Here is a 23,700-nt window from a genome sequence, read left to right as displayed (position 1 = left end):
TTGGTAGTTTATTTTGCTAAATTTAGATTTTGGTAAAAGTGCTATAAAGCTCTTTACGTAATAAAAAATATACAGTGAGCATAGGTGAGGTATATATGAGAAGTACATGGAAAGAGTTCAAGGGGATGGACCTTAATGTATGGATTCGCTTTATTGGAGAAGCTTTAAATGGTATTGCAATGATGATGTTAATGCCATTTTTCGCATTATATTTAAAGGATAAAGTAGATTCTTTGCTTGAGGTAGGTGTGATCATAGCTTTATCTCCAATTGCAGCAAGTATAGGCTCGTTAATTGGAGGGCATATAGCAGATACTTATGGCCGGAAACCAACTATGGTACTCTCTATGGCTAGTAATGGGTTATTAATGCTGTTTTTTTTGTTCATAGATGGTTTTATAGCATATGCAATCTTATCTATCGGTTTAGGGTTATGTAACTCTTTTTTTGAACCAGCCGCATCTGCAATGGTTACGGATGTAACAGAACCAGAAAAAAGAACTGAGGCATATGGATTACTTAGAATGGCTCATAATATAGGAGCAGCGATAGGTCCTATAATTGGCGCAGCAGTTGTAGTTGTATCAAAAGATGTCATCTTTTTGATTACTTCTGGAACCATGCTGTTTTATACAATATTAATGGTACTGTTTTTAAAGGAAACCAAACCTAAAAATGTCATGATACATGAAGAAACACCTGAAAATTCAATAAGATCCACATTAAGAGTTGTTATAAGGGATAGGATATTACTTTTCTATATAGTTACAGGAATCATTATATTTATGGGATTCTCGCAATCGGAAGGTATGTTACCGCTTCATTTTAGTAATGAGAAGACAATGATTTTTGGAAATAGTAATCCATTTCCATATTTAATGACGTTAAATGGCCTATTAGTTGTGTTTTTTCAATTTCCCATTTCAAAATGGTTAACTCACAAATCGATTGGGAAATCAATGCTATATGGCGCAATTCTTTTTGGTATTGGTCTTTTGGCAATAGGATGGTTACCAAAGTGGTTTCAAGTAATAAACGCAAATGATTTAGTTATTCTAAGTTCATTATTAATAACTTATACAGTTTATACAGTAGGAGAAATGATTATGTCGCCTGTCCAAATGACATTCGTTGCTAATTTGGCTCCAGAACATTTGAGGGGTACTTATATGGGAGCTGCTAATCTGCAGTGGATTACAGGTAATATATTAGGGCCTCTTTTAGGCGGTTTATTACTGGAGCATCTTCTAGGGCATATATTATTTACAATCTTAGGTGTGGGATGTGTTATGTCTGGATTTGTTTACTTATTATTAGATAGACTTGTTGAGAATAGAAGCAAACAGATACCTATAAAACAAACATCTTAATTTTAAAAGTGTTATCGAGTTGAAAAAAATTTCTATTTTATGAATTAAGTAAAGCGCACGTTTATTAACAATAAACGTGCGCTTTACTTATTATCATTTATAATGTATTGAAATTAATTCATACATAGTAATTTTGGCAAGCTACGATTTTAACATGATAAAAATTAATTTGTTTCTTCTTCTTATTTGACTACAATCAAGTTTCTTGTCTTATCGATATGGTTAAGTAACATACGATACTCTTCTTCGTATGTAGTTAACCGTTGTAGAAGGGATTTATTCTCTGCCGTTAAATATTCAATTTGCTGTTGTAAATCGTTCACTTCACTCACTGCTTTATAATTTTGTAGAAAGATAATAATGTCATCTAATGTAATAGATAAAGAGCTTGTTTCTTTTGTTTGTTGGATGGGGGACTTGTTATTTCCAGTTTTTTGATTTTGTTTAGCCTGTTGTATTTCTTCTTCGTATTGTTTTCGTACGCATGAGTTCCAACGAAATCCGCAAGCAGCAGGTGTCCTAGCTAATTGCTTAGCTACCTCTTTAAATGCAGCTAATTGTGTTCCACCGTCACGAATATTTTGAAGTACTATTGTTGCGAGAAGTGAATCGTTATCGTTAGTCCAGGAATCTTGTCTTGAAATTACCATTTTTCAATCCCCCTTATATGCCTTTAATTACATATATGCAATTACTTAAAATGATAGAAGCCCAACTTCTCTTAAAATGTAAAGGTTTTATACTTAAATAAGAGATCGGTTTAATATGAGGAGAATAAGACTCATATTAAAATAATTAGTAGTAAGTTGATAGAAGTATACACTCTTTAAAATGCGAAATTGCATAAAAAATAAGGTTGACTATTTATTATAGTTGTAACTATACTGGTTACGGTAATGCGACTAAAGTAATAGATTTGATGGTATGAACTAGTTGTATTAATGATATATAAGTGAATATAAAAAAATGAATGGAGTTGAAAATATAACCCTAAATATAAGACGCTTGTATAAAAAAGAAGTTAGGTAATCTATAGTTTTTTATAATCATATATAAATTAAAAGAGGTGCACGATTTGAAAATTTTTAAGGGAATTCTAGTTTCTTCAATTGCATTAACAGCATTTAATGGGGTGGGCGGACTACTCCCAAGTGAAAAATCAGAAATTGCCTACGCAGCTAGTTACGATTATTCAAATAAGCAATTGAATTCTATTGTACATAAGCAAGTTACTAAACAATTAATTTTGAAATTTAAAAATGCAGCAAATTTGCCATATCAGGATGGGATAGAAAAATTCATTAAAGAAGAAAAACAAGACCCTGAATTAATTGGAATTTTAGCCGAATATCCAAATGTAACTATAAATCGACTTTTTAGTTCTTTAAATCCTAAAGAAATTAAAAATCTAGGTAAAGAAATAAAAGACTCTGATCATATTTCTTCTAATTTGCTAAACTATTATATTGTAGAAACCCAAGGTGATATTGATGTACAAGCATTGCTTGTAAAATTTGAGAAATCATCTCTTGTTGAAACGGCATATTTACAGGAAGAAGAAGCTCCACCTGAAGAGCGTTTATCCAATTTATCAGTTAATCCATATGATGAACCTAGACTTACAAGGCAAGGTTACCTTGAACCAGCACCATTAGGAATCAATGCACCTTATGCCTGGAGTATAAAAGGTGGAGATGGAAAAGGAACAACTTTTGTAGATATGGAGTATGGCTGGTTATTTAGTCATGAAGATTTAGTGAATCAGAAGATCGAATTGATGTCCGGACAGAACAAGAGTGAACACCATGATCATGGTACCTCAGTCTTAGGAATTGTTTCTGCAGAAGATAATAACATAGGTGGAATTGGGATTGCACCAAAAGCTAAGGTAAAGGTTGTATCTCAGATTAGAGACAACGGTATGTATAATACAGCTGATGCTATATTAAGTACGGTTAACAATATGCAAGCTGGAGATATTCTTTTATTAGAAGCTCAAGCAACTTATGAAGGATATGGAGATAAGAACTATCTTCCTGTAGAAGTAAAACCGGATATATTTGATGCAATTCGTCTGGGAACAAATAAGGGAATTATTATTATTGAAGCAGGTGCAAACGGCGGAAATAACTTGGATCAATTTAGAGACCGTAATGGTAAACAAGTTTTAAATCGTAATAGTCCTGATTTCAAAGATTCAGGGGCGATTATGGTTGGAGCAGCTTCTGCAAGGGTCCCTCATAAACGTTCATATTTCTCTAATTATGGTAGTAGGGTAGATGTATATGGCTGGGGGAATGCAGTGGATACAACAGATGCTAAACCACGTGAATTTATGACAAATCTATATACTTCTAGCTTTAGTGGAACATCTAGTGCATCACCTATCATTGCTGGTGCTGCTGCATCAATTCAAGGAATTACAAAAACTAATCTGGGAAAAGTATATACACCAAGACAGCTTAGAGATATTTTAAGTGATCCTAGTACAGGAACGAAATCCAATGATCCAGCCTCTGATAAAATTGGTGTTTTACCTGATTTAAAAGCCATTGTATCTAAACTTGGCTTTTCACCAAACTTAAGCAATGATTCTTCCATTGTATTTCGAGAGGAACAAGAAATAAATAAAGGGAATGAAGGAACTACTATTACATTCCCGAAAGAGGATTCCGCTAATAGTGAAGGGAACTCTAGCTTCATTTTCCAAGAATAATTGTAGAGATACCTTTTATTTAGTATGAAAGAATCTTATATAACTAGTTGTTTATAATACTAGTCAGATAGGCTCTTATGTGTAATAGCATAAGAGCCTATCTGTTGTACTTTTAACTAAAAGAGAAAAATGATTTAATCAATCTTTTTTAAATGGTACTATTTATTTTTATGAGAGTTCACATAATCGTTAGCTCTCTTTTTAGCGTATATCTGTAAGTTGTTAAAAAACGTATCAGTGCTTAAGTAAATGATATTTATTATCTTACAAAAGCGTAATGTTAGTGTCACCTAAATGAATTTTGCTATTAAGAAGATTAGGAGATAATTTTTGTGAAAAGAGATGTGAGGTGAATAATATGGGACGAATTATGCTTATGTGTAGTGTTGTTGTTTTCTTTACAGTATTATTAACAGGTTGTAACTTAAACCATCTTGGTACAGATACATATTATGTGCAAATTACTAAGGATGGTGAACAATTAAAAGAGAAAAATGTAAATGGGGATACGACTTATCAATATAAATTACCTGGATTTGATAAGGATGGTAAAGAGAAAGCAATGGAGTTTACAGCGTTAAAAAACCTTCGTAAAGAGGCATTTTACAGCCCTTCCCGAACGAGAAAGCCCATCGTCTTTAGGCATGGGATGAAAGTGTGGTTGGATACGGAGAGCTACTAAATAACCGCAAGGTTTGTGGCACGTGGGTGTCCTTTATTTTTTCGCCTTTCATGTTGCAGTTTCGTTATTAAACTGATACGTTGTAAGTATGATAAATGATTATAGAAAAACCAAAACAACAGTTTCCTTAATTAACTACCATTTTGTGTTTTGCCCACGATACAGAAGAAAGATTTTTCTTAACGCAAAAGTAGAAGAACGTTTCAAAGCGTTGGTTCAAGAGCTATGTAACGAACTAGGTATTGTTATTATTGCAATGGAATGTGACAAAGACCATGTTCACTTGTTCTTACATGCACTACCAACACTTAGCCCTGCTGATATTATGGCGAAAATTAAAGGAGTGACGTCGAAGCGTTTAAGAGAAGAGTTTTCTCATCTCGCGCATTTGCCAAGTCTGTGGACACGTTCCTATTTTATTTCTACTGCTGGGAATGTATCAAGTGAAACAATACAATATTATGTTGAAAGTCAAAAAACGAGGGGGTGAAACTTGTGACACAAACCATCACGGTTAAAGTTAAATTGCTTCCAACAAAAGAACAAATTAGGCTATTGGAACAAAGTAGTTCCGATTATATTAAACTCATTAATACACTGGTATTTGAAATGGTTGAAGCGAAGAAAAGCACGAAGAAAAGTACAAAGGATATTGAAGCCAATCTTCCAAGTGCGGTTAAAAATCAAGCGATTAAAGATGCGAAAAGTGTATTTTCTACAAAAGTGAAAAAGAGTAAATATAAAATCGTTCCAATTCTAAAAAGACCTGTTTGCGTGTGGAATAACCAAAACTATTCATTTAACTTCACGCACATTTCAATGCCCTTTATGGTAAATGGAAGTTCAACTCGGTTAAAGATTCGTGCTTTATTAACCGACAAATACAATCGCAATTTTGAATTATTGAAACACAAGTTAGGTACAATTCGTATCACAAAGAAATCTGCTAAATGGATCGCTCAAATATCTGTCACAATCCCTACAAACGAAAAAACGGGAGCAAAGATTTTAGGAGTGGACTTAGGTCTCAAAGTTCCTGCAGTGGCCATCACAGACGATGATAAGGTTCGTTTCTTTGGAAACGGTAGACAAAACAAATATATGAAACGTAAGTTTCGTAGTATTCGCAAGAAGTTAGGAGAAGCTAAGAAATTGAATGCCCTTCGGCAACTTGATGATAAAGAACAAAGATGGATGCAAGACCAAGACCACAAAGTGAGTCGTAAAATCGTTGATTTCGCAACGAATAATAATATCTCTGTCATTCGATTAGAGCAACTAACGAACATTAGACAGACGGCACGAACAAGCCGTAAAAACGAAAAAAATCTACACACTTGGTCATTCTTTCGTCTAGCTCAATTCATCGAGTACAAAGCCACATTAGTTGGTATAAAGATCGAATATGTGAATCCTTCTTATACAAGTCAAACTTGTCCGAAGTGTTCTGAAAAGAACAAAGCACAAGATAGAAAATATAAGTGCCAATGTGGATTTGAGAAGCATCGTGATATCGTTGGGGCGATGAACATTCGCTACGCAACTGTGGTTGATGGTAATAGTCAATCAGCCTAAGAACCTATATGGTCTGTCTTAGGAGGGGTGATGGCACACCCTCATCTTGAAGGCTGTTCAAAACAGAAATGAACTGCGAACGGTTAGTCATTCAAGAATCCCATCCGTTACACCGTAAGGTGTAGGACTTGTGGCTTTAGCCGTGGGAGTGTCAATCTGAGGAAAAAGGTGTGAAATCTTGGGAAGAGGTTAAGAAAGACGAACTCCCTACAAAAGTAAAAGGAAAATTAAAGGTGAATTAACATATAAAAAGCACTATTGTTAGAGAATTATATCCCTATTTTTTTAGAGTTTCAAAAGCGAAAGACTGACAGTTATTGTCGGTCTTTTTCTTTTACAGGTATAAGCGCGTAATTTTGTTTATGTATTTGTTGTAGCTTAATGGATTTGGTAATGGTTATGATATAATAAAATTCAAGTATAATAAGGGGGATGAATTAAATGATTTTTCAAAGCATAATTACAGCTATTATAGAAAAATTGCAAGAGACCGTGAATCCCTATTGGATAATTGTATTTGGATCCACAGCAGAGGACAGAGAACGAGATGATAGTGATATTGATATAGCTTATTTAAGTGACATAAAATTAGGGAATTATGAACGTTTTTTATTAGCACAGGAGTTAGCGGATATTGTTCATAGAGATGTTGATTTAGTTGATTTATCAGAAGCTTCTACAGTTTTCCAAGCTCAAATTATACATACAGGAAAGACAATATTTTGTTCGGATGAAGAGAGAAAAATAATTTTTGAAATGAAGACTTTAAAAATGTATTCAAAATTGAATGAGGAACGCAAAATCGTATTTGAGGATATAAAGAAAAGAGGTTCTATATATGAAGAATGAAGTTATTTTGAATAAAATTTCTACAATAGAGCGTTGTATAAAAAGAATACAAGAGGTATATGGAAATAACCCTGATAATTTAGAGGATTATACAAAGCAAGATTCAATAATATTGAATATACAAAGAGCTTGTGAAGCGAGTATTGATTTAGCAATGCATATTGTTGCAGGGGAAAAATTAGGACTACCCCAATCTAGTCGAGAGGCTTTTGATTTATTGGTTACAGCAGGATTACTTAGCGCAGAGCTAGCAAATAAGTTAAAGGCAATGGTGGGATTTCGAAATATTGCTGTTCATGATTATCAAAGTGTAAATTTGGACATTGTTCGTAAAATTATTGAAAAACATTTAACTGATTTTAAACTATTTACGAAAGAAGTTATGGGGATTTTGGAATTATAGGGAGACACGTTTTAGGAAGATCGCTATATAGGTGAGGAGAGATTGCTATGCTCTTTTCTAATATTAACATAACAATTTAGTTGTTTGCCTACTTGATTTAAAGATGAAAGAAGCAAGTATTATATGGCTGCACAGTGGAAAGATACTCTTTAAAGAGTGTCTTTCTTTGATTTACTGCGTTTACATCTAAAACACTAATGTTTCTTTAATTAACTCTGAGTTTTATGTGTAAACAAATCCTGAAAAGTAAAGATATTTATTATGCTAAATTGTCAGCATTAAAATATATATAGGTTTAAGTTTTAATTATTTCAAAATAAATCTAAGGCATAAAATAATATAGAGAAATATGAGGAATTACCATAAAATAAAAAGCGGACCAGATTGTCCGTTTTTTATTTTATCAGGAGAGAATCCTGAACATTACTTTATACTAATAAAATGAATAGAGTGTCTTTTAAATGTATTACTAATTTGTTTTTTATTATGGAAAATTAGAAAGGTGATGTTAATGAAAAAATATTGGCATAAACTATCGTTGCTTCAAAAAAATATATTACTAACGGTATTAGTAATTTTGACGCTTGTGGGAAGTATGGGGGCGTTAAGTTTTAATATGTTTCAAAATAGTATGATGTCTATATTTGAGAGGCAGTCTTTTGAAACAGGAGATACAGTAAGGAATCAATTAGATGTAGAAATAGTGAGAGGGGTAGCAAAAGATCCCACAGCACAAAGAGTGAAGAAAGAAAAGCTGACAGAGCAATTAGATAAATCTACAAAAGATTTGAAAAGTGTCGGCCAAACATATGTTACAGGGGCAAAGCTAAATGATAAAGTTGAATTACAAATAGTAGGTTTGGATACAGAATTAGCAAATGTAGTTTCTGTAAAACCAGGTGACTATTATGAGCAGCCTACTCATTGGATGAAGACATACGATAAAGTAATGAAAACGAAACAGGCACAAATGACAGAAGTGTATGAAGATGAATTAGGTTTCTGGGTAACAATTTTAGAGCCAATTACAGATGAAAATAAAAATATAATTGCAATTGTTGCAGCGGATTTGGACGCTTCTGTTATTCCACTTACAAAGGAAAAATTTATAGCGCAAGGGTTACTCTTTATTATAATTTCATTAACAATCGCAACCACGATTCAAATATTTATCTCACGAAATTCTTTATCGCCCTTGAAGGATTTACAGGAAGGTTTACGTATAGTTGGTGAAGGGGACTTAAGTATTAAATTGAATGAAAGATCTGATGATATAGGGATAACTAATTCCCATTTTAATAACACTATTGAAAAGTTTAATAGAATTATAGATAAAGTAAGGCAGACTGCTGAACAGGTTTCGGCATCTTCACAGGAATTGTCGGCAAATACAAAAGAGAATAGTATGGCATTTCAAGAAATTGCAAGGTCTATGACAGGATTGAAATTAGGAGCACATTCTCATGTAGTGCATAACTGTTTGGTGATTGTTCAAGAAATGGAAAGTAAGATGAAAGAAATTAAGGGAGCTGCAAAACAAGTTGCTACTGCTTCGGAAGGCATGGAACAGCATTCTATAGAAGGGAAAGATTTGATTAAGCAAATTGTTAATCAAATGAAAATAATCCGAGATAGGGTTCAAGATGTATCTTCTATTATTTATGCATTAGAAGAACGATCTAATGAAATTAATGAAATTATTACTGTAATTACAACCGTTTCAAATCAAACGAATCTATTAGCTTTAAATGCTACTACTGAAGACTCATGTGCTGGAAAAATCGGTAAAGAATTTTCAATTGTTGCGGAAGAGGTACGTATAGTAGCGGAAAAGACTGAGGTATCTGCGAGAGATATAGCTAAATTAATTGATGAAACCAAAGCTGCAACAGAAGAGGCTGTAAAATCCATGCAGAAGAGTTTAAAGGAAGTAGAATCAGGAATAATACTTGTTCAAAGTAGTGGCGCTTTCTTCGAAAAAATTTCAAAATCTGCACAATCTGTCACAAATCAAATTAAAGCGATTTCGAGTAATTCAAGAGATATTTTAGAAAATAGTCAATCTATTGTTCAGGTTGTAAATCAATTATCACATATTGCAAATACATATGAGAGTAGCAGTAGTAATGTTGAGATAAGTATGAAAGAGCAAGAAATGTATGTACAAGATATTGCAGAGCTAGCAAATTCTTTAAATTGGCTCTCCCAAGAGTTACAGGAGTTAATAGGAGGATTCAAAATCAAGTAGGATAGGAGAAGGTATAGATATGGTCTATGCCTTTATTTTTTCCCACAGAAGAGGTGAAAGTATAGATATATATGTAAAATAGTTAAAAGAATAATTTTTTGCATATTTTACTGGAAATAGAGCATGATATTACCAAAATCAACGGAGGTGTGTAAGAAATGCAAATTCGCGAAAATAATAATTCAAATGAAATCCTGATAGCAGCTGCAGCAAGTGCCATTGAGAATTGCTCAGGAGTTTGGTGTTACACTTGGAGCGGATTCAACAGCACGAGCAAATAAATCAGTAGGCGGAGAGATTACGAAACGTTTAGTTCGTATGGCGCAAGAGCAGTTATCTGGTCAATATAAATTTCATTAAGAGTGGTTTTTGCCCATCCCCTCGAAAAGGGGGAATAAGAAAAAAGCAAACTTCCCTTTTAAGAAGATTTGCTTTTTTCTAAGCTATATTCGTATTCTTTGACTCTTCTATATTTGTTATGGTAAGCACTTTTATAAATACAACGTATTTATTGATTAACAAAAATATAAAATCCTTTTTCCCATCGATCTTTGAGCCATTGCAATTCTTCTTTCATATTGGGAACGTATTCATTTGTTCGTTCCATCAATTTATAGGTTTCCACTAGTTCCAAACATCGATTTGGACTAGTAAGAGAATGTATAAAGAGCATATCACGTTTTGTTACCGAACCAAAAGAGATCCCTTCACGGCTCACCGATAATAACTCTTGAATTTCCTCTTGATCCATATTTGTTTTCTTTAGGTAATTATTCATATCAATGAATGTGGTGTAACTCCATTTCATATTGTCATAATCATTTTCTTGTAGGATCATTTCACGATAAGATTCCATATCATGTATGAGGAAATTACGAATCGCGTCTATAGAAAATTGCATGTACCAAACTTCCTTTACTGTATAGGGTATGTGTGAGTTTTGAGGTTCCTTTAAAATCAGAACCGTACCTCAATAAGTCTTCAAGTGTTAATAAAAGAAAACTATAAAAGCTGAAGGAATAAAGATTCAACACCAATGATTATCAATAATTGAAATGCTAATGATTATAATAAAAAAGAACCTTCAATAGGTTCTTTTTTATAGTTAGTAAATATGTTATCAACAATAGATGGTAATAAAGATAGAAATTCAGACACTTTTTATTAATTGGCTAAGTTTTCTTAGGAAGAAATCTTTTTCTCATGACTGATCGCTAGATATAACAGGCCATATCATTTATTAATTTGGGTGGGTGATTTAGCTTTTTGAGTTTACCACGCTAAAATGTAAATTTTGCTTAGGGAGAAAATGTTAAAGTTCTACATTCTTAATTAACAGAAAATTCAGGTGGTAAAAATCCCATTGAATCTTTTATCAAGTAACTCATATTTCTTTGGCCTTATTTTCATGGTATTACCGAACGTTTATATGTCTCTAAGGGAAAGAAATACTTTAAGTTTTATTAACATCTAATGTTTGATTAAGATGGTAACATGAAAATAAAACGTTTACAACTAGAAAATAAAGAATAAATATAAAAATTCGACTTTTTTCGACATGATGACTATGAGAGAAAGAATCTAAATTAAGTAAATCTTATATTTAGAGGGGGTATTTATCTTATAAGTAATGGTTAACACATTTGCAAATGTTTCACGAGTAATTAAAAAAGTCGAATATAAAATTATATTGTGACAATTTTAAACGAACATACTTAATAATTCATACTTAGACTAATAAATTGATTAATAATAAATTAAATACGCTATATTTAATAGAGTATAATATGGGATATTTAACTATAATATTCCATATTATATATAATTATAAATCATTTAACATATTTGTTGCAGGGAATTTTGACATAAGATATTTTAAATATTAAGCACAGAAACATTTCAAAGAAAAAGAGCTATTTTAAAATGTACCCTAAAAACGTTTTTCCTAAAAAGTAGTAAGATTTTTTAAACTGTTTCTGTGCCTAATTAGATGAAAATAATATAATAAAATTGTTCGGTTGTTTATAAGTGGATTTTCAATATTTTTGACGTATTTCAAATAATTTTCATTTATTTTTTATATAAAGAGGACATTTGTTGTGTTGTTTGAAAAGAAGGGCATAGGCGTTAACAGTTCATTTGTATATAAAAGATAAACAGTTGAGTGTATAATAAATGATCTTTTAAAATACTTCATGTATACACACAAGTGTTGTTGAGTTATTTATTCAAAGTATAACCCTAAATAATCTGTAAATTATTATATATAAAAATAAAGATAGGAGTATTCATTATGAAATTTATAAAAAGGATATTTGTTTCTACGATTGCACTTACAGCTTTTACAGGATTAGAGTTCATTAAATTTCATGAAAATCCCAATGTAGTGTATGCAGATTCGAAAGATTCTGTAAAAAATACAAGTCAATATGAGGGAGATATTAAAGAAGGAGATCAAATTATTTTAAAGTTTAAAAGTGAAGTGAATTTCCCGTATACGGATGGACTTGAAGCACAAATAAAAAACGAAGGTAGCGATCCGGAATTAGAAAAAGTTTTCTCTGAATTTCCACAGCTAACATTAAAGCGTTTATTTACATCTGTGAATCCGAAAGAGATTGAAAATATTGATAAAGATACGAGGGAAACTGAAAAAAAATCATCTTCTAATTTACTAGATTATTATATTGTAGAAGTGCCTAATAAAGTAACAGCTGAAACATTGATGGACAAGTTTAAGAAATCTCATCTTGTTGAAGAAGTATATATGCAAGAAAAACCAACTCTTTTACCAGAAATACAATTACCTACTGTATCGCTTAACCCTTACGACGATCCAAGATTTTTAAACCAGGGATATCTTAAGGAAGCACCATATGGGATTAATGCATCTTATGCATGGAGCATTAAAGGTGGAGATGGAAAAGGAACTACTTTTGTAGATATGGAGTATGGGTGGTTATTAGACCATGAAGATTTAGTAAATCAAAAAATTGAGCTTATATCTGGTAGAAATATAGATCAACACGTTGGTCATGGAACCTCTGTCCTTGGAATTGTTTCTGCTGAAGATAATAAGGTTGGTAACATAGGAATTGCACCGAAGGCTAAGGTTAAAGTAGTATCCCAAATAAGAGGTGATGGGTCATATAATACGGCTGATGCGATAATAAATGCTGTACATAATTTACAAGCTGGGGATATTTTATTATTAGAGGCACAAGCTTCTTATGATGGATATGGAGATAAATATTTACCTGTTGAAGTACAGCCAGCTATCTTTGATGCAATACGAGCTGGAACGGATAAAGGAATTATTGTGATAGAAGCCGGGGCAAATGGTTCTAATGACCTTGATCAATTTAGAGATCGGAATGGAAAACAGGTATTAAATCGCAATAGTCCGGACTTTAAAGATTCAGGAGCTATAATGATTGGAGCCGCATCGTCAACTGTTCCTCATAAACGTTTATGGTTTTCAAATTATGGTAGTAGAATTGATGTTTATGGTTGGGGAGAAAACGTAGATACAACTCGTGCTGAGCCTAATAGGATTACTAAAAATCTCTATACAACTGGCTTTAGTGGTACATCTAGTGCTTCTCCAATTATTGCCGGAGCAGCGACTTCAATACAAGGTGTGGCTAAAGAACATTTAGGTCGTCCATATAAACCAGCTGAATTAAGAACTATACTTAGTAATCCAAATACAGGTACCAAATCTCAAAATCCGTTAACAGATAAAATTGGTGTTTTGCCAGATTTAAAGTCAATCTTGTCAAATTTGGGATATAGCCCAGATATATCGAATAATGCTAATGTTTTAGAGGGAAACCAATTTGTATGGTCAATGAAAGGAATAGGAGATTTTGAATTTGCAAAATTAGATTTTAATAAGACAAAAGAAGAAATGCAAATTCAATTAAAAGCAGGTGTACCACATCATTACTTTGATAGTACATATGCGAGTGTGAAAGTCCAAAATCCATCTGGAAAAGTGGTATATAATAAAGATATTTATGGAAACAGGCAACAAAATGCTGAAACACAAAAAATTCAGGTGAAAGTCGGAGACTATATTGAATTTACACATTTAGAGGGTGGAAACCGTGCGACTCTAATAAATGTGGATAAAAATATACAAGAGAGCTTTGGTAAGAAGATAGTGTATCAAGTTACAGTTAATGGTCTTAAGATAGTTGATCAAATTAGTAACCCTAACCCAGATATAGAAGCTCCTACACAGCCTCAAGGATTACAAGCAACCAACATCACTGCAAATAGTGTAGAGTTAAAATGGAATTCATCAACAGATAACGTAGGTGTGAAAGAATATCAAGTATTACGTGACGGGAAATTCATTCAAACGGTACAGGGAACCACATTTACTGATAGTAAACTGACTGCTAACATAGAATACAAATATACTGTGAAGGCTATAGATGCAGCTGGAAATCAGTCTATTCAAAGTAGTGTTCTTAGTATAAAAACAAAAGAGCAAAATACCTCTTATGAAAAATGGGATCCGAGGAAAGCATATACAAAAGGGGATAGAGTAGAGTATCAAGGGAAAATCTATGAAGCTGTTCAAAGTTACCAAGGAAATGGAGATTCGAATTGGCTATTCTCGTTATCCTTATGGAAAACAATTTCAATAAGTTGATGATATCGTCTGATATAAATATAGTCTATTTGAGAGAATAATTATTTCATAACTAGCTAAATAATTTTTATCTCATAAGAAGAAGGCACCTTTTAGGTGCCTTCTTCTTATGAACTATATTATTCCTTAATAGTGAAGTTTCTCATTTTAAGTAGTTCTTTAAGATATTGAGTGGAAGGTATTTTAAAATGCTAAATAGTATCAATATCAACATTTAAAATGTTTGCTTTTTGCTAAAATATCATATTTTTGTAAAAAACTTACATTGTAGTATTAATATTTAGGATTTTACAATAACAAACTGGATATTCCATAAAATAGAATAAATTAAATGTTATTACATGAGAGCAAAGGAATTATTCTAAAAATAAAGATACATTTTTATTTTTAAACTGTGTAGAAAATTAATTTTCAGCCAGTATGTTAGTTGGGATTTTTAATATTGCTAGAAACAGAAATTTTATAGATTTGGAAGAAGATTCATTTGATACAGGGCTTGATAATAAAAGGGCAAGCACACTAATGTCTATTTGACTTCTTACTACTACCTTAAGAATAAGTAGAATTCAACCCTGCATGACAATCTTTATATACATAAAAAAAGATCTATGACCTGAACATGTCAGTAAACTGCTCGATAAATTACTTAAATCTGAAAGTAACACAAGTAAAGATTTTTTATCTTTCTCCGACAGAACGTTAAGTCGAGAGTAATTCAAGTTTTATTATCACGTTACAAAACACTACAAACCAAAGTAGTATGTGGAAGTGAATATTTACCACTAATTACACAAAAGAAAATTATGAAAATGTTTTAAAAATTAACGGCGAATATTTAATGATTAATAGGAGGAATTTTAAATGAAAACATTTGGGGAAATATTGTTAACAGGAACTTTAGCTCTTGGTGGATTAACAGTAATGAACGTGGAAACACCTAAAGCTCAAGCAGAGGGAGCGAGCGAATTTTGCCGATATATTTGTGGTCCTAAAGAAACATTGAACGATTTTACAATTCAACTTTCAGATACGGAATACAGAATGGGACAAAATATTATCCTACGAGCAACAAATGATAACACATATGATGTAACATACAAAGCAACTGTAGAAAAACAATATGCTACTGGCTGGGGTTATGTTGAAACTGACTTCAATTATCAATCAATGTTGCCTGCTGGAACAAATGAAGATTTCAATGTTTGGACTTTTGACGGTAACAGCGCAGGTAATTTGAATGAGGCAGGAACATATCGCATGAAAATTGAAGTAACACATGCTGATGGGAAAACTGACACAGTTTACACTGCGCCAATTACATTATTAGCACAATAATAATGTAATTGGCAGGAATTTAAAGTGTAGTATTGATAGTGAAGCTATCGATTTTATAAAATGCTGGATTGATCTTAGTAGTAAATGTTCCTTTTATAAAAAGATGTTACCAAAGTTGATTAATCTTATTTACCTTATAAGAATTATAAGGTATGATAAATGTAGGTGCAAAGATGCACTATTTGAAAAAGAGTGTAAGACAAAAAAGGAATCTATAAAAGATTTCTTTTTTTTATTGCTTGTAGGTTCGCTTCATAAAAAAGAACAGCTAGCAAAAGCTAACTGCTCCAATCATGGAAATGAGATTGTATAGAGTATTGACGGAATATTTATTTTAAATTCAATTTCTTTAAAGTAAACATTCCAGCTGATATAATGGCTGCACCAACTACAGAACCTAACCAGTCTCTCCAACCTAAGGTATTAAAAGGTGTATCTGTTAAGCCTATAATTAAGAAGATAGCAAACGTCAATACACCGAATGCTAAGCATCCCCAAAATGTTTGTAAAGATTTTATCATCTTCTTTCGAAAATTTATCATATAAATCATCCTTATTAGTATATATTATTTTCATAAACAAATTATCACATGTATAAAGATTGATATTACATATCCTATAATATCATTATTGAAAAAAATAGATGGAACGAAGGGGAAACGTATCAGCGAGTACTAATGAGGTTCTTTCTCCGACATTGCTTGCTAAAGAAAAATTAATAGGGTATAGAGACAAAGAGCCTAATAATGCATCATATAATGCAGATGAATTTGGAGTGAATAGCGTTGTATATGGAAACCATAATTTAATTGACAAAGAAGGAGTAGACTAATTTGAATGTACACCTAAACGTACAAATGTAGCATATTTACTAGATAATGATGGAAATGAACTAAATCGATCAGCGAATGCTACTAATATCTCTGAGAATATTGATTACAAAGTAAAAACGGGGTTAACTTATTATATAAAAGTACAAGCGGTGGAACGTAATCATCCTGAGGGTGATTTTAATTATGTTTTAAGAACTTATGGAGAAGAAAAATATTAAAAGAAATATAGGAGGATAATGGAAAAAGGCTTATTCTATTAATGGAATAAGCCTTTTTATTTTATTTTTTATAGAGCATAAACAAGTTATTACAATTAATTTAATTTAGAAAGAGCAAATTTAGCTGTAAAATTCATTTTTTTCATGAACGAAGAATTTGCACCTGCTTGGAATTGTACTGAAATATTACCATCTTTTTGTGCTGTAAATATGCGGCCATATGGCGAATTAGCATTGTATGTGCCAATTACTTGGTTATCTGCGTCAAAGACTGTATAAGAGATTGGGAATCCTGAATTTGTTACAAAGACAGTAAGTTCTTCACCCTTTTTAAGATTAAAAGATTCCTTTTGAGACACTTCATAAGAACTCATAGAGTAATATTTTGTAATCTCTTGAATTTCTAAATTCGTAGATGCTGCACTCGCTTTTGTTGCTTCTACCCCTGGAAAATTCATACCTGAAAGTACTGCAATTCCTAATGCGCCTGCTAAAATGACTTTTTTCATAACGTTAAATCCTCCTTTAATATTTTTGAAATTTGAAAGGTAAATGAAAATATCACCTACTGAAACCATTATAGTTACAACGATAATTATTATCAATACGAAATACTATGCAATTTTGCATACATGAAGTACAGCAAAAGGCCAATCAATTTAAATTTTGAATTATTCTTAAAAGAGGAAGTACATATTTTTAAGGTTCTCCGTAGGAATGTAGTTAATTTTTGCTCCTTATGGCAAAATGCATAGTTGAAATTTAATAACAATGTAAGATAGGTGAGAGAAAAAGCCTTAGATGAGGCGTAATAAAGGCAGCTTTTAAGGTAAAACCAAATTAAATGAATAGGGACTAATACGAATAAATGGCACTTTAAGAAGAGAAAATAGAAGAAGGCATGTATATGTATCTTGATGAATCTCATGGTGTTTTTTGAGAAGCATGTTTTTTACGTAAGGACATTAAAAGATGAGTAGTTTTTAATAGATTTTTAAGGGGAAAATATAAGAAAAAGGAAGGTGTAATCCTTCCTTTTATTATCCAGTATGTCCATGTGAATATTTGATAATATTTACCGTACTTTGAGTACCTGTTGAAGAACTCGATCCAAAAGTTACTGTGACAACAATTAAGATACCAAGTAAGCTAACCGCTAATTTTCTCATTTTAATGCTCCTTTTTTATAGTTTTTTTCACTGGCTTTGCTAGCTTCATAAAAGTAATAGCTTGCTTTTACATGATTATTTTCTTTGTAAAATTGGGTTGCTAATTTTTCAGTATATTCATTTATATATTCATATAGTTCTTCGCGTTCAAAATAGGAAATTCCTTCTAAAATAGCTTTTTCTACATCAATTGCACAACTATTTAGGTTCATTTTTTTCAAAATATTAAAGTGATGTATATAACTTTCAATACCTAACTGAGTGGAAAGTTGTAGCCCTTTTTCGATTAGCTCTTGAGCTATTTGATTTTCTCCTAATTTATAATGTTCTCTTGCCTCAATAAATAAAGCTTTATAATCACTGGCTAGCTTTTGATTAACCTCAGATAAATATCGTAATGCTAACTCAGAGAGGTTTTGTGTAGCATACATAAATCCTAGGTTATGACGGACAATTAAAATATTGTATTCTAAATTTTCTTTCTGGAATGTATCCATCGCTGAAATATAATGTTCCTCTGCTAATTCCCACTCCCTTAAATGAGTACATGCCAGCCCGTATAAGTTATTGCAAAAGGCAACTTTTAATTCATATCCCATGTGTTTTAAAAAAATATCTTTAGCTTTCATAACATGATTAATACATAGGATCGATTTATGTGTATGGCAGTAGAAAACAGCCAATTCATAATGAAATTCAGCGTATTCAATTTCGTCAGGTATTGTCGATAATAAACTTTCAGCTTTATCAAAATGTATTCTTGCAAGACTATGATTACCCATAACATTTGAATGGATTGCTTTAAAGAAGTGATAATAGTATGAAAGGAAGTCATCCGTAGGAGTCTCGTAAGCATCACTTTCTTTAAAACTATCTTTAGAAATACTCAAACTATCAATTAGATATTGGTGTCTAAAATCTAGAAGTGAGTAGTATAATAGTATGGTTTGATTTTCTTCTATATCGTGGATTTTGTTTTCAATTTCTTGCTTAAGTAAGTGAGCGGCGTCTACATGCCTAGCTCTAATTTCTTGATACCATTCATTTAATAAATGCGTTATTTGTTCGTTCCCCTTTATTTGAACATTCATTGTTCAGTCTCATCCTCTCCATAGATACTATACAGTAATTAGTATCATAGCAGAGTTTTACTCTATTAAAATCTATCAAACAGCATTTTTCAATATAAGACGGAATATTCCATTAATTAAATTTGGATTAATTTTGATTTAAATAGTATTTATTATTGTTATTTTTGTAAAAATAATCTCTTATTTAGGCTACAAAGCAGATAAGAAATATTTTCTCAACAGGATAAAAGGTATTCATCTATAAGTACTATGTATAAGGATAATAGGAAAATAGAAATAGATAATAAAGGGGAATGTGAAATGATAGCATTAAAAAACGATTGGGATATAAAAGAAATTTCGGAAGAGAATGTAGATTTGTTAAAGGTTATGGCTCATCCAGTAAGATTACAAATTGTAAATGAATTAATGCATCATAAAAAATACAATGTTACACAGTTAACGGAAATATTAAGGCTCCCTCAATCCACTGTTTCACAACATTTATCAAAATTGAGAAGAACTGTACTCTATACAGAAAGAAGAGGATTAGAAGTATATTATTATATTGGAAATGCTAAAGCTCGTCAGATTGTAGAAATTTTAGGTTTGTAGGTTAATAATATGCAAAAAAAGTTCCTTTTATAAAGTAAGGGACTTTTTTTATTTATATATAATAATTTCATTTTGTAAGAATTACTGTGTAGATAAGAAAATATTGCTCATATAATTTCTGTACATTTCAAAGAATTGTAATGAAATAAGGTTTACTTATTTATTTTCAATAGAACTTATCAAAAGCCCCTGAAAAGCAGGGGCTGGTTGTATAGATAAAGGTACATTTATTATAGGAATATATGTAAAATTAATTAATCATTAGTTTATTATTTCTGAATTAGTTGTAAAGCTTTCATCTGTTCTAAAAGAATTAAATTGTTTTGTTCAATCATCTTTGCCACTGCTTCAAAGTATGCTTGATTCTCAAGAACCTCAATCCGCTTCTCTTTAGGAAGTGATTGAAGTATTTCTTTCATTTCTTTACACTCATATATGCTATTCTCTGAGTCGTCTATTAATTTATTGCGACGATTTGTGTATTCAAGTGCACCTAACGTCGCTAATGCGCGGGTATCTAGTCCTAGGATTTCCATGCGTACATCTCCTTTCCTCTAGAATAATTCGATAGGGGAAAGGAGATTCCTTTAGTGATTTGGTGGGGTTTTTATATTGCAATGCTTATAGGTGATGCTCCTACTGTTACTACTGTATTTACGGTATAGTCAACGGAGTTAAGAATTGTAACTGTATTTTGTTCCGGCTGAGCAATATAGATAAATTGCCCATCAGGTGTAAATGCAGCGTCTGCTGGATCATTTATGAAAATAGTTCCTGTGGATTGTCCTTGTACTGTATCAATAATATTGATTTCATCGGTTGTTTCTTCTCCTAACAAAGCTACAGGCTGATTAGGTGAAAGAGCAAGGAACGAGTTGTAATACGCTCCGGTAAGAATAAACCCAATCTCTTGGAAGGTGGACAAGTCAATAATTGTAAAAATGGTCCCAGACGCTACCAACTCTTCTGTAACATAAGCGAATCCGTCAAGTAAACTGGTTTCTATGATGTATGGATAATCGTTTGAAGTAGGAAGATCTACTACAATTTCTCCTGTATTTAGAGCCACTTTAACAATACTCCAAGTCGTATAATTTACGATGTAGGCGTATTGTCCATTCGGATCAATTGCTATACTTGAAAATCCAAATCCCCCAAGTGAGATAGTATTAGAGATGGTTTGAGTTAGAAGATTAAGTGTAGTAATATCCATTGAGTCAGTTGAAATATTTAGTATATACGCAAACTGACTATCCGGAGAAAATCCAATATCGATCGGTTTGTTTATTGAGAAAGTAGAGGTAATGGTAAGTGTTTCATTTTTAATCGTAGAGACACTATTATCATTGGAGTGTAAAACTAAAGTGTACGTTTTGTTGGGGTTAACAGCAACCTTAATTGGCTGATAGGGAAGGTTAATGACATGCTGAATAGTCTGTGTTGCTGTATTAATTACTGAAAGAGTATTATCATCTTGATTTGCTGTAAAAGCATAAACAGGAGGATTTGGTAGCACTGGTAAAACAGAAAGGGTGCCATTTAAGATAAATGTATTTTCATCTTGTGGCGTGACTTTTAAACTCTTAAGTTTAAAGCTACTAAAATCAAAGCAGCAATTCGGATCAGTTGTATAATAAACAATCTGATTGATGGAGAATTTATGCCACATAGAAAAGGCTGCATCTCCTTGCCCATATTGATTTTGAACAGGAGAAATACTAACAAGCATAGAAAGTACGCCATATATGCGAACACTGTGTACTGGATAGGAACCATCAGGTAAATCGGTTTGTAGAAGGCAAGGGTTTGGTGTTTGCAGCGTACATGGTTCAAATGCACATTTTAATCGATCTGTATTCCATGTAACGGCACCGGTGTAATTCGTATTATTAATTATATATCCTTCAGGAGCTGTAATTAAAACCTCAAAATCTACATGTTGATTGCACGTACCTTGGCAAGATAACATGGGCTTCACTTCCTTTATCAAAAATTATGTGTTTTTTCATGGAGTCTATAAAGTTGATTACATACTGTATTAAAAAAAATTTTTAGAACCTATGCCTTTTAAAGAGATAATCATGTTTGAAAGGCTTGTCTTCTTTGATACAACATACAATTAGGTGGCAATGCTCTATATTATGATTCTTATTTCCTAATGCTTGTACATATTGTGGTTATTTTAATCGTTAGAAGGTATAATCCAATAATGGTAAAACATATTGAAGTAAATAGAAGGTTAATCTCGATACGTTAAGTCTAATGATAGGGCATGCGATAAAGTGCTATTAAATTCGAGGAAGCCAGAGTATAAAAGGGGCATATATTGCAGCTCGAATATCTATTCCTGATTTATTGCATATAAAAAGTAGCTGCACAAAAGTACAGATACTTTTTTCTTAAAAACATTATTATGCAAATAGCATCCTTAACGTAAACTTGCGCTTAATGGTACTTGTGAATAAATTGTGAAATTGTTACCATAAGTACCGTGTCTGGAAAATGAAGAAGAAATTGAACTGCTCCAATTTTTATAGGTAGATCCAGATGTATCTGCTCTTAGAAGGACGTTTGAAAAGCTAGCTTGGCTAAAAGAATTACGCCCAGTATCTTCAACACCCTGAACCATTTTTACTGGTTCATATTGAGAAAATGTACCATATACAGGCTGATTTGCGTATCTAGGGCTTCCATTTACATACATAGTAACCGTACCATTTCCGTTATTAACTAACTTAAGATTTACTCGATTACCATCTTTAATTGATGTATCATACTGTGTATTCCAATACTTACTGTTTTGACCGGATTCATTATATCCTGAATTAAGAAATACTTTATACCCACTTGGTGTTTTTGAAATACCACCTTCAACTTTAGATGCTCCAATACCTAAATACCAATTTACATATCCATCCTTAACAACAACTGACTTTGGTAGATTTATATCTGCTGCAATCCCGGTATAATTACTATTTGTAACACTTTTTACAGCACCTTCTGTAGCTGCAAAGCTTGTAGTTGAAAACATTGATAGAGAAATTAGAAGTGAACCAACTAGATACATCATTTTTTTCTTACTTTTCTTTAATGCTTGATTCATTTTAGGTCCTCCTTACTTTTTATTGTTAAATTGCATTGAAAGTTGGCCAACTAACTATGACTTACAAAGCAAAGATACATCAGGTTTTATTGAATGTATATATTTTCCTGTTATAAGTCATTGAAATGTCAAATATATTAGGTGTTTCATATTTATCAATATAGATGGAGTTGACAGTTTAAAGTGGCATGTCTATTTAAATTCAAGAAGATTTTGTTAAAAATACTATTAAGACCTATAAATGTGTTGGATATAATATGTACTACGATTTATTTGCGAGAGATAAATATGGAATGAATACAGAGAGGATTTTTCAAAGAATATATCTGAAATTTTTAGATATAGAATAACGATAAATGAAATAAATAAACAGTTTTTGTTAAGGAGTTTATTGGTTCGTAGGTGGAAGGAAATATTTGATTTAAAAGGCGTGGATTTCCTATATGAAGAGAAGAAGGGAGGTCCAGCTATGGAAAATATAAATACAAAATCAAAGTTAAATATTGAAGTAGAGGCATTACAAGAAGAAAATGAACGTTTACGTATGGAAATAGATTATTTAAAAAAGTTAAAGGCCTTAGTTCAAAAAGAGAAGAAATTACAGAACACGTCTAAGTGTAAGTAATTTATTTTAGAGAATTCGAAGTATGGAACATTATAAGCTGGAATCAGATAACTATATAGATTTTTATAATTACAAAAGAATTAAAGCGAGGTTAAAAGGAATGAGTCCAGTACAATACCCGGACTCACATTTAAATAGCCGCTTAATTTTTTATCTAAATTTTGGTACCAGTTCATAATAGGTGGTCGGTTGTTTGCTACGCTTAGCAACTTTTATCCTTTAACTC

21 protein-coding genes and 3 pseudogenes are annotated in these 23,700 nt (G+C 31.9%); 16 read left to right on the top strand and 8 right to left on the bottom strand.

The features are described 5' to 3' along the window. Nucleotides 1-95: 95 nt before the first annotated feature. A complete protein-coding gene (locus tag JFU23_RS29405; RefSeq protein ID WP_201033460.1) occupies nucleotides 96-1,370 on the top strand; it encodes an MDR family MFS transporter in 1,275 nt (424 codons plus the stop codon). Nucleotides 1,371-1,552: 182 nt separating this feature from the next. Here JFU23_RS29405 and JFU23_RS29400 read toward each other — a convergent pair whose 3' ends face one another. Next, complete coding sequence (locus tag JFU23_RS29400; protein WP_201033459.1) at nucleotides 1,553-2,020, bottom strand: RsfA family transcriptional regulator; 468 nt, start codon at nucleotides 2,018-2,020, stop codon at nucleotides 1,553-1,555. Between the two features lie 425 nt (nucleotides 2,021-2,445). Between JFU23_RS29400 and JFU23_RS29395 the strand changes: the two genes are divergently transcribed. From JFU23_RS29395 to JFU23_RS29360, 9 genes and pseudogenes are all read left to right on the top strand, one after another. After that, nucleotides 2,446-4,086 (top strand): S8 family peptidase, encoded by a 1,641-nt coding sequence (locus JFU23_RS29395; protein ID WP_201033458.1) that lies wholly within the window; start codon nucleotides 2,446-2,448, stop codon nucleotides 4,084-4,086. A 358-nt stretch (nucleotides 4,087-4,444) separates the two neighbouring features. Then, complete coding sequence (locus JFU23_RS29390) at nucleotides 4,445-4,768, top strand: YxeA family protein (RefSeq protein ID WP_241139209.1); 324 nt, start codon at nucleotides 4,445-4,447, stop codon at nucleotides 4,766-4,768. 88 nt (nucleotides 4,769-4,856) lie between these two features. After that, a complete protein-coding gene (tnpA, locus tag JFU23_RS29385) occupies nucleotides 4,857-5,258 on the top strand; it encodes an IS200/IS605 family transposase (protein WP_201033457.1) in 402 nt (133 codons plus the stop codon). Nucleotides 5,259-5,263: 5 nt separating this feature from the next. Further along, nucleotides 5,264-6,343 (top strand): RNA-guided endonuclease TnpB family protein, encoded by a 1,080-nt coding sequence (locus JFU23_RS29380; RefSeq protein ID WP_201033456.1) that lies wholly within the window; start codon nucleotides 5,264-5,266, stop codon nucleotides 6,341-6,343. A gap of 155 nt (nucleotides 6,344-6,498) precedes the next feature. Next, nucleotides 6,499-6,585 (top strand): annotated as a pseudogene (locus JFU23_RS31375) (YxeA family protein); the annotation flags it as partial. Between the two features lie 199 nt (nucleotides 6,586-6,784). After that, the gene (gene mntA / locus JFU23_RS29375; RefSeq protein ID WP_201033455.1) at nucleotides 6,785-7,192 is read left to right on the top strand and encodes a type VII toxin-antitoxin system MntA family adenylyltransferase antitoxin; all 408 of its coding nucleotides are present in this window, start codon (nucleotides 6,785-6,787) and stop codon (nucleotides 7,190-7,192) included. Next, a complete protein-coding gene (gene hepT / locus JFU23_RS29370; RefSeq protein WP_201033454.1) occupies nucleotides 7,182-7,595 on the top strand; it encodes a type VII toxin-antitoxin system HepT family RNase toxin in 414 nt (137 codons plus the stop codon). The genes mntA and hepT overlap by 11 nt, the downstream gene beginning before the upstream one ends. 511 nt (nucleotides 7,596-8,106) lie before the next feature. Continuing rightward, on the top strand, nucleotides 8,107-9,843 hold the full coding sequence (locus tag JFU23_RS29365) for a methyl-accepting chemotaxis protein (protein WP_201033453.1): 1,737 nt from the start codon (nucleotides 8,107-8,109) through the stop codon (nucleotides 9,841-9,843). Between the two features lie 158 nt (nucleotides 9,844-10,001). Further along, nucleotides 10,002-10,203, top strand: a pseudogene (locus tag JFU23_RS29360) (alpha/beta-type small acid-soluble spore protein). A gap of 148 nt (nucleotides 10,204-10,351) precedes the next feature. Here the strand turns inward: JFU23_RS29360 and JFU23_RS29355 are convergent. Next, the gene (locus tag JFU23_RS29355) at nucleotides 10,352-10,744 is read right to left on the bottom strand and encodes a hypothetical protein (RefSeq protein ID WP_002204072.1); all 393 of its coding nucleotides are present in this window, start codon (nucleotides 10,742-10,744) and stop codon (nucleotides 10,352-10,354) included. A 1,392-nt stretch (nucleotides 10,745-12,136) separates the two neighbouring features. On the opposite strand from JFU23_RS29355, the gene JFU23_RS29350 reads away from it, so the two are divergent. After that, nucleotides 12,137-14,506, top strand: a complete 2,370-nt coding sequence (locus JFU23_RS29350; RefSeq protein ID WP_201033452.1) for a putative mucin/carbohydrate-binding domain-containing protein — start codon at nucleotides 12,137-12,139, stop codon at nucleotides 14,504-14,506. Nucleotides 14,507-15,367: 861 nt separating this feature from the next. Continuing rightward, nucleotides 15,368-15,841 (top strand): hypothetical protein, encoded by a 474-nt coding sequence (locus JFU23_RS29345; RefSeq protein ID WP_201033451.1) that lies wholly within the window; start codon nucleotides 15,368-15,370, stop codon nucleotides 15,839-15,841. Nucleotides 15,842-16,170: 329 nt separating this feature from the next. On the opposite strand, the gene JFU23_RS29340 is transcribed toward JFU23_RS29345, so the two are convergent. Beyond that, entirely contained in the window at nucleotides 16,171-16,383 is a 213-nt protein-coding gene (locus JFU23_RS29340; RefSeq protein ID WP_137058563.1) for a hypothetical protein, read from the bottom strand. 101 nt (nucleotides 16,384-16,484) lie between these two features. Between JFU23_RS29340 and JFU23_RS29335 the strand changes: the two genes are divergently transcribed. Continuing rightward, nucleotides 16,485-16,673 carry a hypothetical protein gene (locus JFU23_RS29335; RefSeq protein ID WP_201033450.1) on the top strand — a complete coding sequence of 63 codons (189 nt, stop codon included), beginning with the start codon at nucleotides 16,485-16,487 and terminating at the stop codon, nucleotides 16,671-16,673. A 314-nt stretch (nucleotides 16,674-16,987) separates the two neighbouring features. Here the strand turns inward: JFU23_RS29335 and JFU23_RS29330 are convergent, their stop codons facing one another. Together JFU23_RS29330 and JFU23_RS29325 are read right to left on the bottom strand one after the other, a co-directional pair. Further along, a complete protein-coding gene (locus JFU23_RS29330) occupies nucleotides 16,988-17,401 on the bottom strand; it encodes a hypothetical protein (RefSeq protein ID WP_137058565.1) in 414 nt (137 codons plus the stop codon). Nucleotides 17,402-18,057: 656 nt separating this feature from the next. Continuing rightward, nucleotides 18,058-19,152: a response regulator aspartate phosphatase gene (locus tag JFU23_RS29325; RefSeq protein WP_201033449.1), complete on the bottom strand. Its 1,095-nt coding sequence runs from the start codon at nucleotides 19,150-19,152 to the stop codon at nucleotides 18,058-18,060. 300 nt (nucleotides 19,153-19,452) lie between these two features. Here JFU23_RS29325 and JFU23_RS29320 point away from each other — a divergent pair, with 300 nt between their 5' ends. Continuing rightward, on the top strand, nucleotides 19,453-19,746 hold the full coding sequence (locus JFU23_RS29320; RefSeq protein WP_201033448.1) for an ArsR/SmtB family transcription factor: 294 nt from the start codon (nucleotides 19,453-19,455) through the stop codon (nucleotides 19,744-19,746). Between the two features lie 269 nt (nucleotides 19,747-20,015). On the opposite strand, the gene JFU23_RS29315 is transcribed toward JFU23_RS29320, so the two are convergent. From JFU23_RS29315 to JFU23_RS29305, 3 genes are all read right to left on the bottom strand, one after another. After that, on the bottom strand, nucleotides 20,016-20,282 hold the full coding sequence (locus JFU23_RS29315; RefSeq protein ID WP_000404246.1) for a hypothetical protein: 267 nt from the start codon (nucleotides 20,280-20,282) through the stop codon (nucleotides 20,016-20,018). Between the two features lie 71 nt (nucleotides 20,283-20,353). Beyond that, nucleotides 20,354-21,715 carry a YncE family protein gene (locus tag JFU23_RS29310; protein WP_201033447.1) on the bottom strand — a complete coding sequence of 454 codons (1,362 nt, stop codon included), beginning with the start codon at nucleotides 21,713-21,715 and terminating at the stop codon, nucleotides 20,354-20,356. Nucleotides 21,716-22,174: 459 nt separating this feature from the next. Beyond that, a complete protein-coding gene (locus tag JFU23_RS29305; RefSeq protein ID WP_201033446.1) occupies nucleotides 22,175-22,849 on the bottom strand; it encodes a hypothetical protein in 675 nt (224 codons plus the stop codon). Nucleotides 22,850-23,318: 469 nt separating this feature from the next. On the opposite strand from JFU23_RS29305, the gene JFU23_RS31295 reads away from it, so the two are divergent. Then, nucleotides 23,319-23,474, top strand: coding sequence for a hypothetical protein (locus tag JFU23_RS31295; protein WP_201033445.1), 156 nt, complete (start codon nucleotides 23,319-23,321; stop codon nucleotides 23,472-23,474). After that, nucleotides 23,474-23,652, top strand: a pseudogene (locus tag JFU23_RS29295) (IS3 family transposase); the annotation flags it as partial. The gene JFU23_RS31295 and the pseudogene JFU23_RS29295, both read left to right, overlap by 1 nt. Nucleotides 23,653-23,700 lie beyond the last annotated feature (48 nt).

It is taken from the genome of Bacillus sp. TH50 (genome assembly GCF_016650565.1).
In the GTDB taxonomy this organism is placed as follows: Bacteria; Bacillota; Bacilli; order Bacillales; family Bacillaceae_G; genus Bacillus_A; species Bacillus_A mycoides.
Note: the sequence above shows the minus strand (reverse complement) of the source record. Positions and strands in the feature narration are given on the sequence as shown.

What these genes read in the sequence shown, in the direction of transcription:
- JFU23_RS29405 (WP_201033460.1), top strand. Translation starts at nt 96, where the DNA reads ATGAGAAGTACATGGAAAGAGTTCAAGGGGATGGACCTTAATGTATGG.
- JFU23_RS29400 (WP_201033459.1), bottom strand. Translation starts at nt 2,020, where the DNA reads ATGGTAATTTCAAGACAAGATTCCTGGACTAACGATAACGATTCACTT.
- JFU23_RS29390 (WP_241139209.1), top strand. Translation starts at nt 4,445, where the DNA reads ATGGGACGAATTATGCTTATGTGTAGTGTTGTTGTTTTCTTTACAGTA.
- tnpA (WP_201033457.1), top strand. Translation starts at nt 4,857, where the DNA reads ATGATAAATGATTATAGAAAAACCAAAACAACAGTTTCCTTAATTAAC.
- mntA (WP_201033455.1), top strand. Translation starts at nt 6,785, where the DNA reads ATGATTTTTCAAAGCATAATTACAGCTATTATAGAAAAATTGCAAGAG.
- hepT (WP_201033454.1), top strand. Translation starts at nt 7,182, where the DNA reads ATGAAGAATGAAGTTATTTTGAATAAAATTTCTACAATAGAGCGTTGT.
- JFU23_RS29365 (WP_201033453.1), top strand. Translation starts at nt 8,107, where the DNA reads ATGAAAAAATATTGGCATAAACTATCGTTGCTTCAAAAAAATATATTA.
- JFU23_RS29355 (WP_002204072.1), bottom strand. Translation starts at nt 10,744, where the DNA reads ATGCAATTTTCTATAGACGCGATTCGTAATTTCCTCATACATGATATG.
- JFU23_RS29350 (WP_201033452.1), top strand. Translation starts at nt 12,137, where the DNA reads ATGAAATTTATAAAAAGGATATTTGTTTCTACGATTGCACTTACAGCT.
- JFU23_RS29345 (WP_201033451.1), top strand. Translation starts at nt 15,368, where the DNA reads ATGAAAACATTTGGGGAAATATTGTTAACAGGAACTTTAGCTCTTGGT.
- JFU23_RS29340 (WP_137058563.1), bottom strand. Translation starts at nt 16,383, where the DNA reads ATGATAAATTTTCGAAAGAAGATGATAAAATCTTTACAAACATTTTGG.
- JFU23_RS29335 (WP_201033450.1), top strand. Translation starts at nt 16,485, where the DNA reads ATGGAACGAAGGGGAAACGTATCAGCGAGTACTAATGAGGTTCTTTCT.
- JFU23_RS29330 (WP_137058565.1), bottom strand. Translation starts at nt 17,401, where the DNA reads ATGAAAAAAGTCATTTTAGCAGGCGCATTAGGAATTGCAGTACTTTCA.
- JFU23_RS29325 (WP_201033449.1), bottom strand. Translation starts at nt 19,152, where the DNA reads ATGAATGTTCAAATAAAGGGGAACGAACAAATAACGCATTTATTAAAT.
- JFU23_RS29320 (WP_201033448.1), top strand. Translation starts at nt 19,453, where the DNA reads ATGATAGCATTAAAAAACGATTGGGATATAAAAGAAATTTCGGAAGAG.
- JFU23_RS29315 (WP_000404246.1), bottom strand. Translation starts at nt 20,282, where the DNA reads ATGGAAATCCTAGGACTAGATACCCGCGCATTAGCGACGTTAGGTGCA.
- JFU23_RS29310 (WP_201033447.1), bottom strand. Translation starts at nt 21,715, where the DNA reads ATGTTATCTTGCCAAGGTACGTGCAATCAACATGTAGATTTTGAGGTT.
- JFU23_RS29305 (WP_201033446.1), bottom strand. Translation starts at nt 22,849, where the DNA reads ATGAATCAAGCATTAAAGAAAAGTAAGAAAAAAATGATGTATCTAGTT.
- JFU23_RS31295 (WP_201033445.1), top strand. Translation starts at nt 23,319, where the DNA reads ATGGAAAATATAAATACAAAATCAAAGTTAAATATTGAAGTAGAGGCA.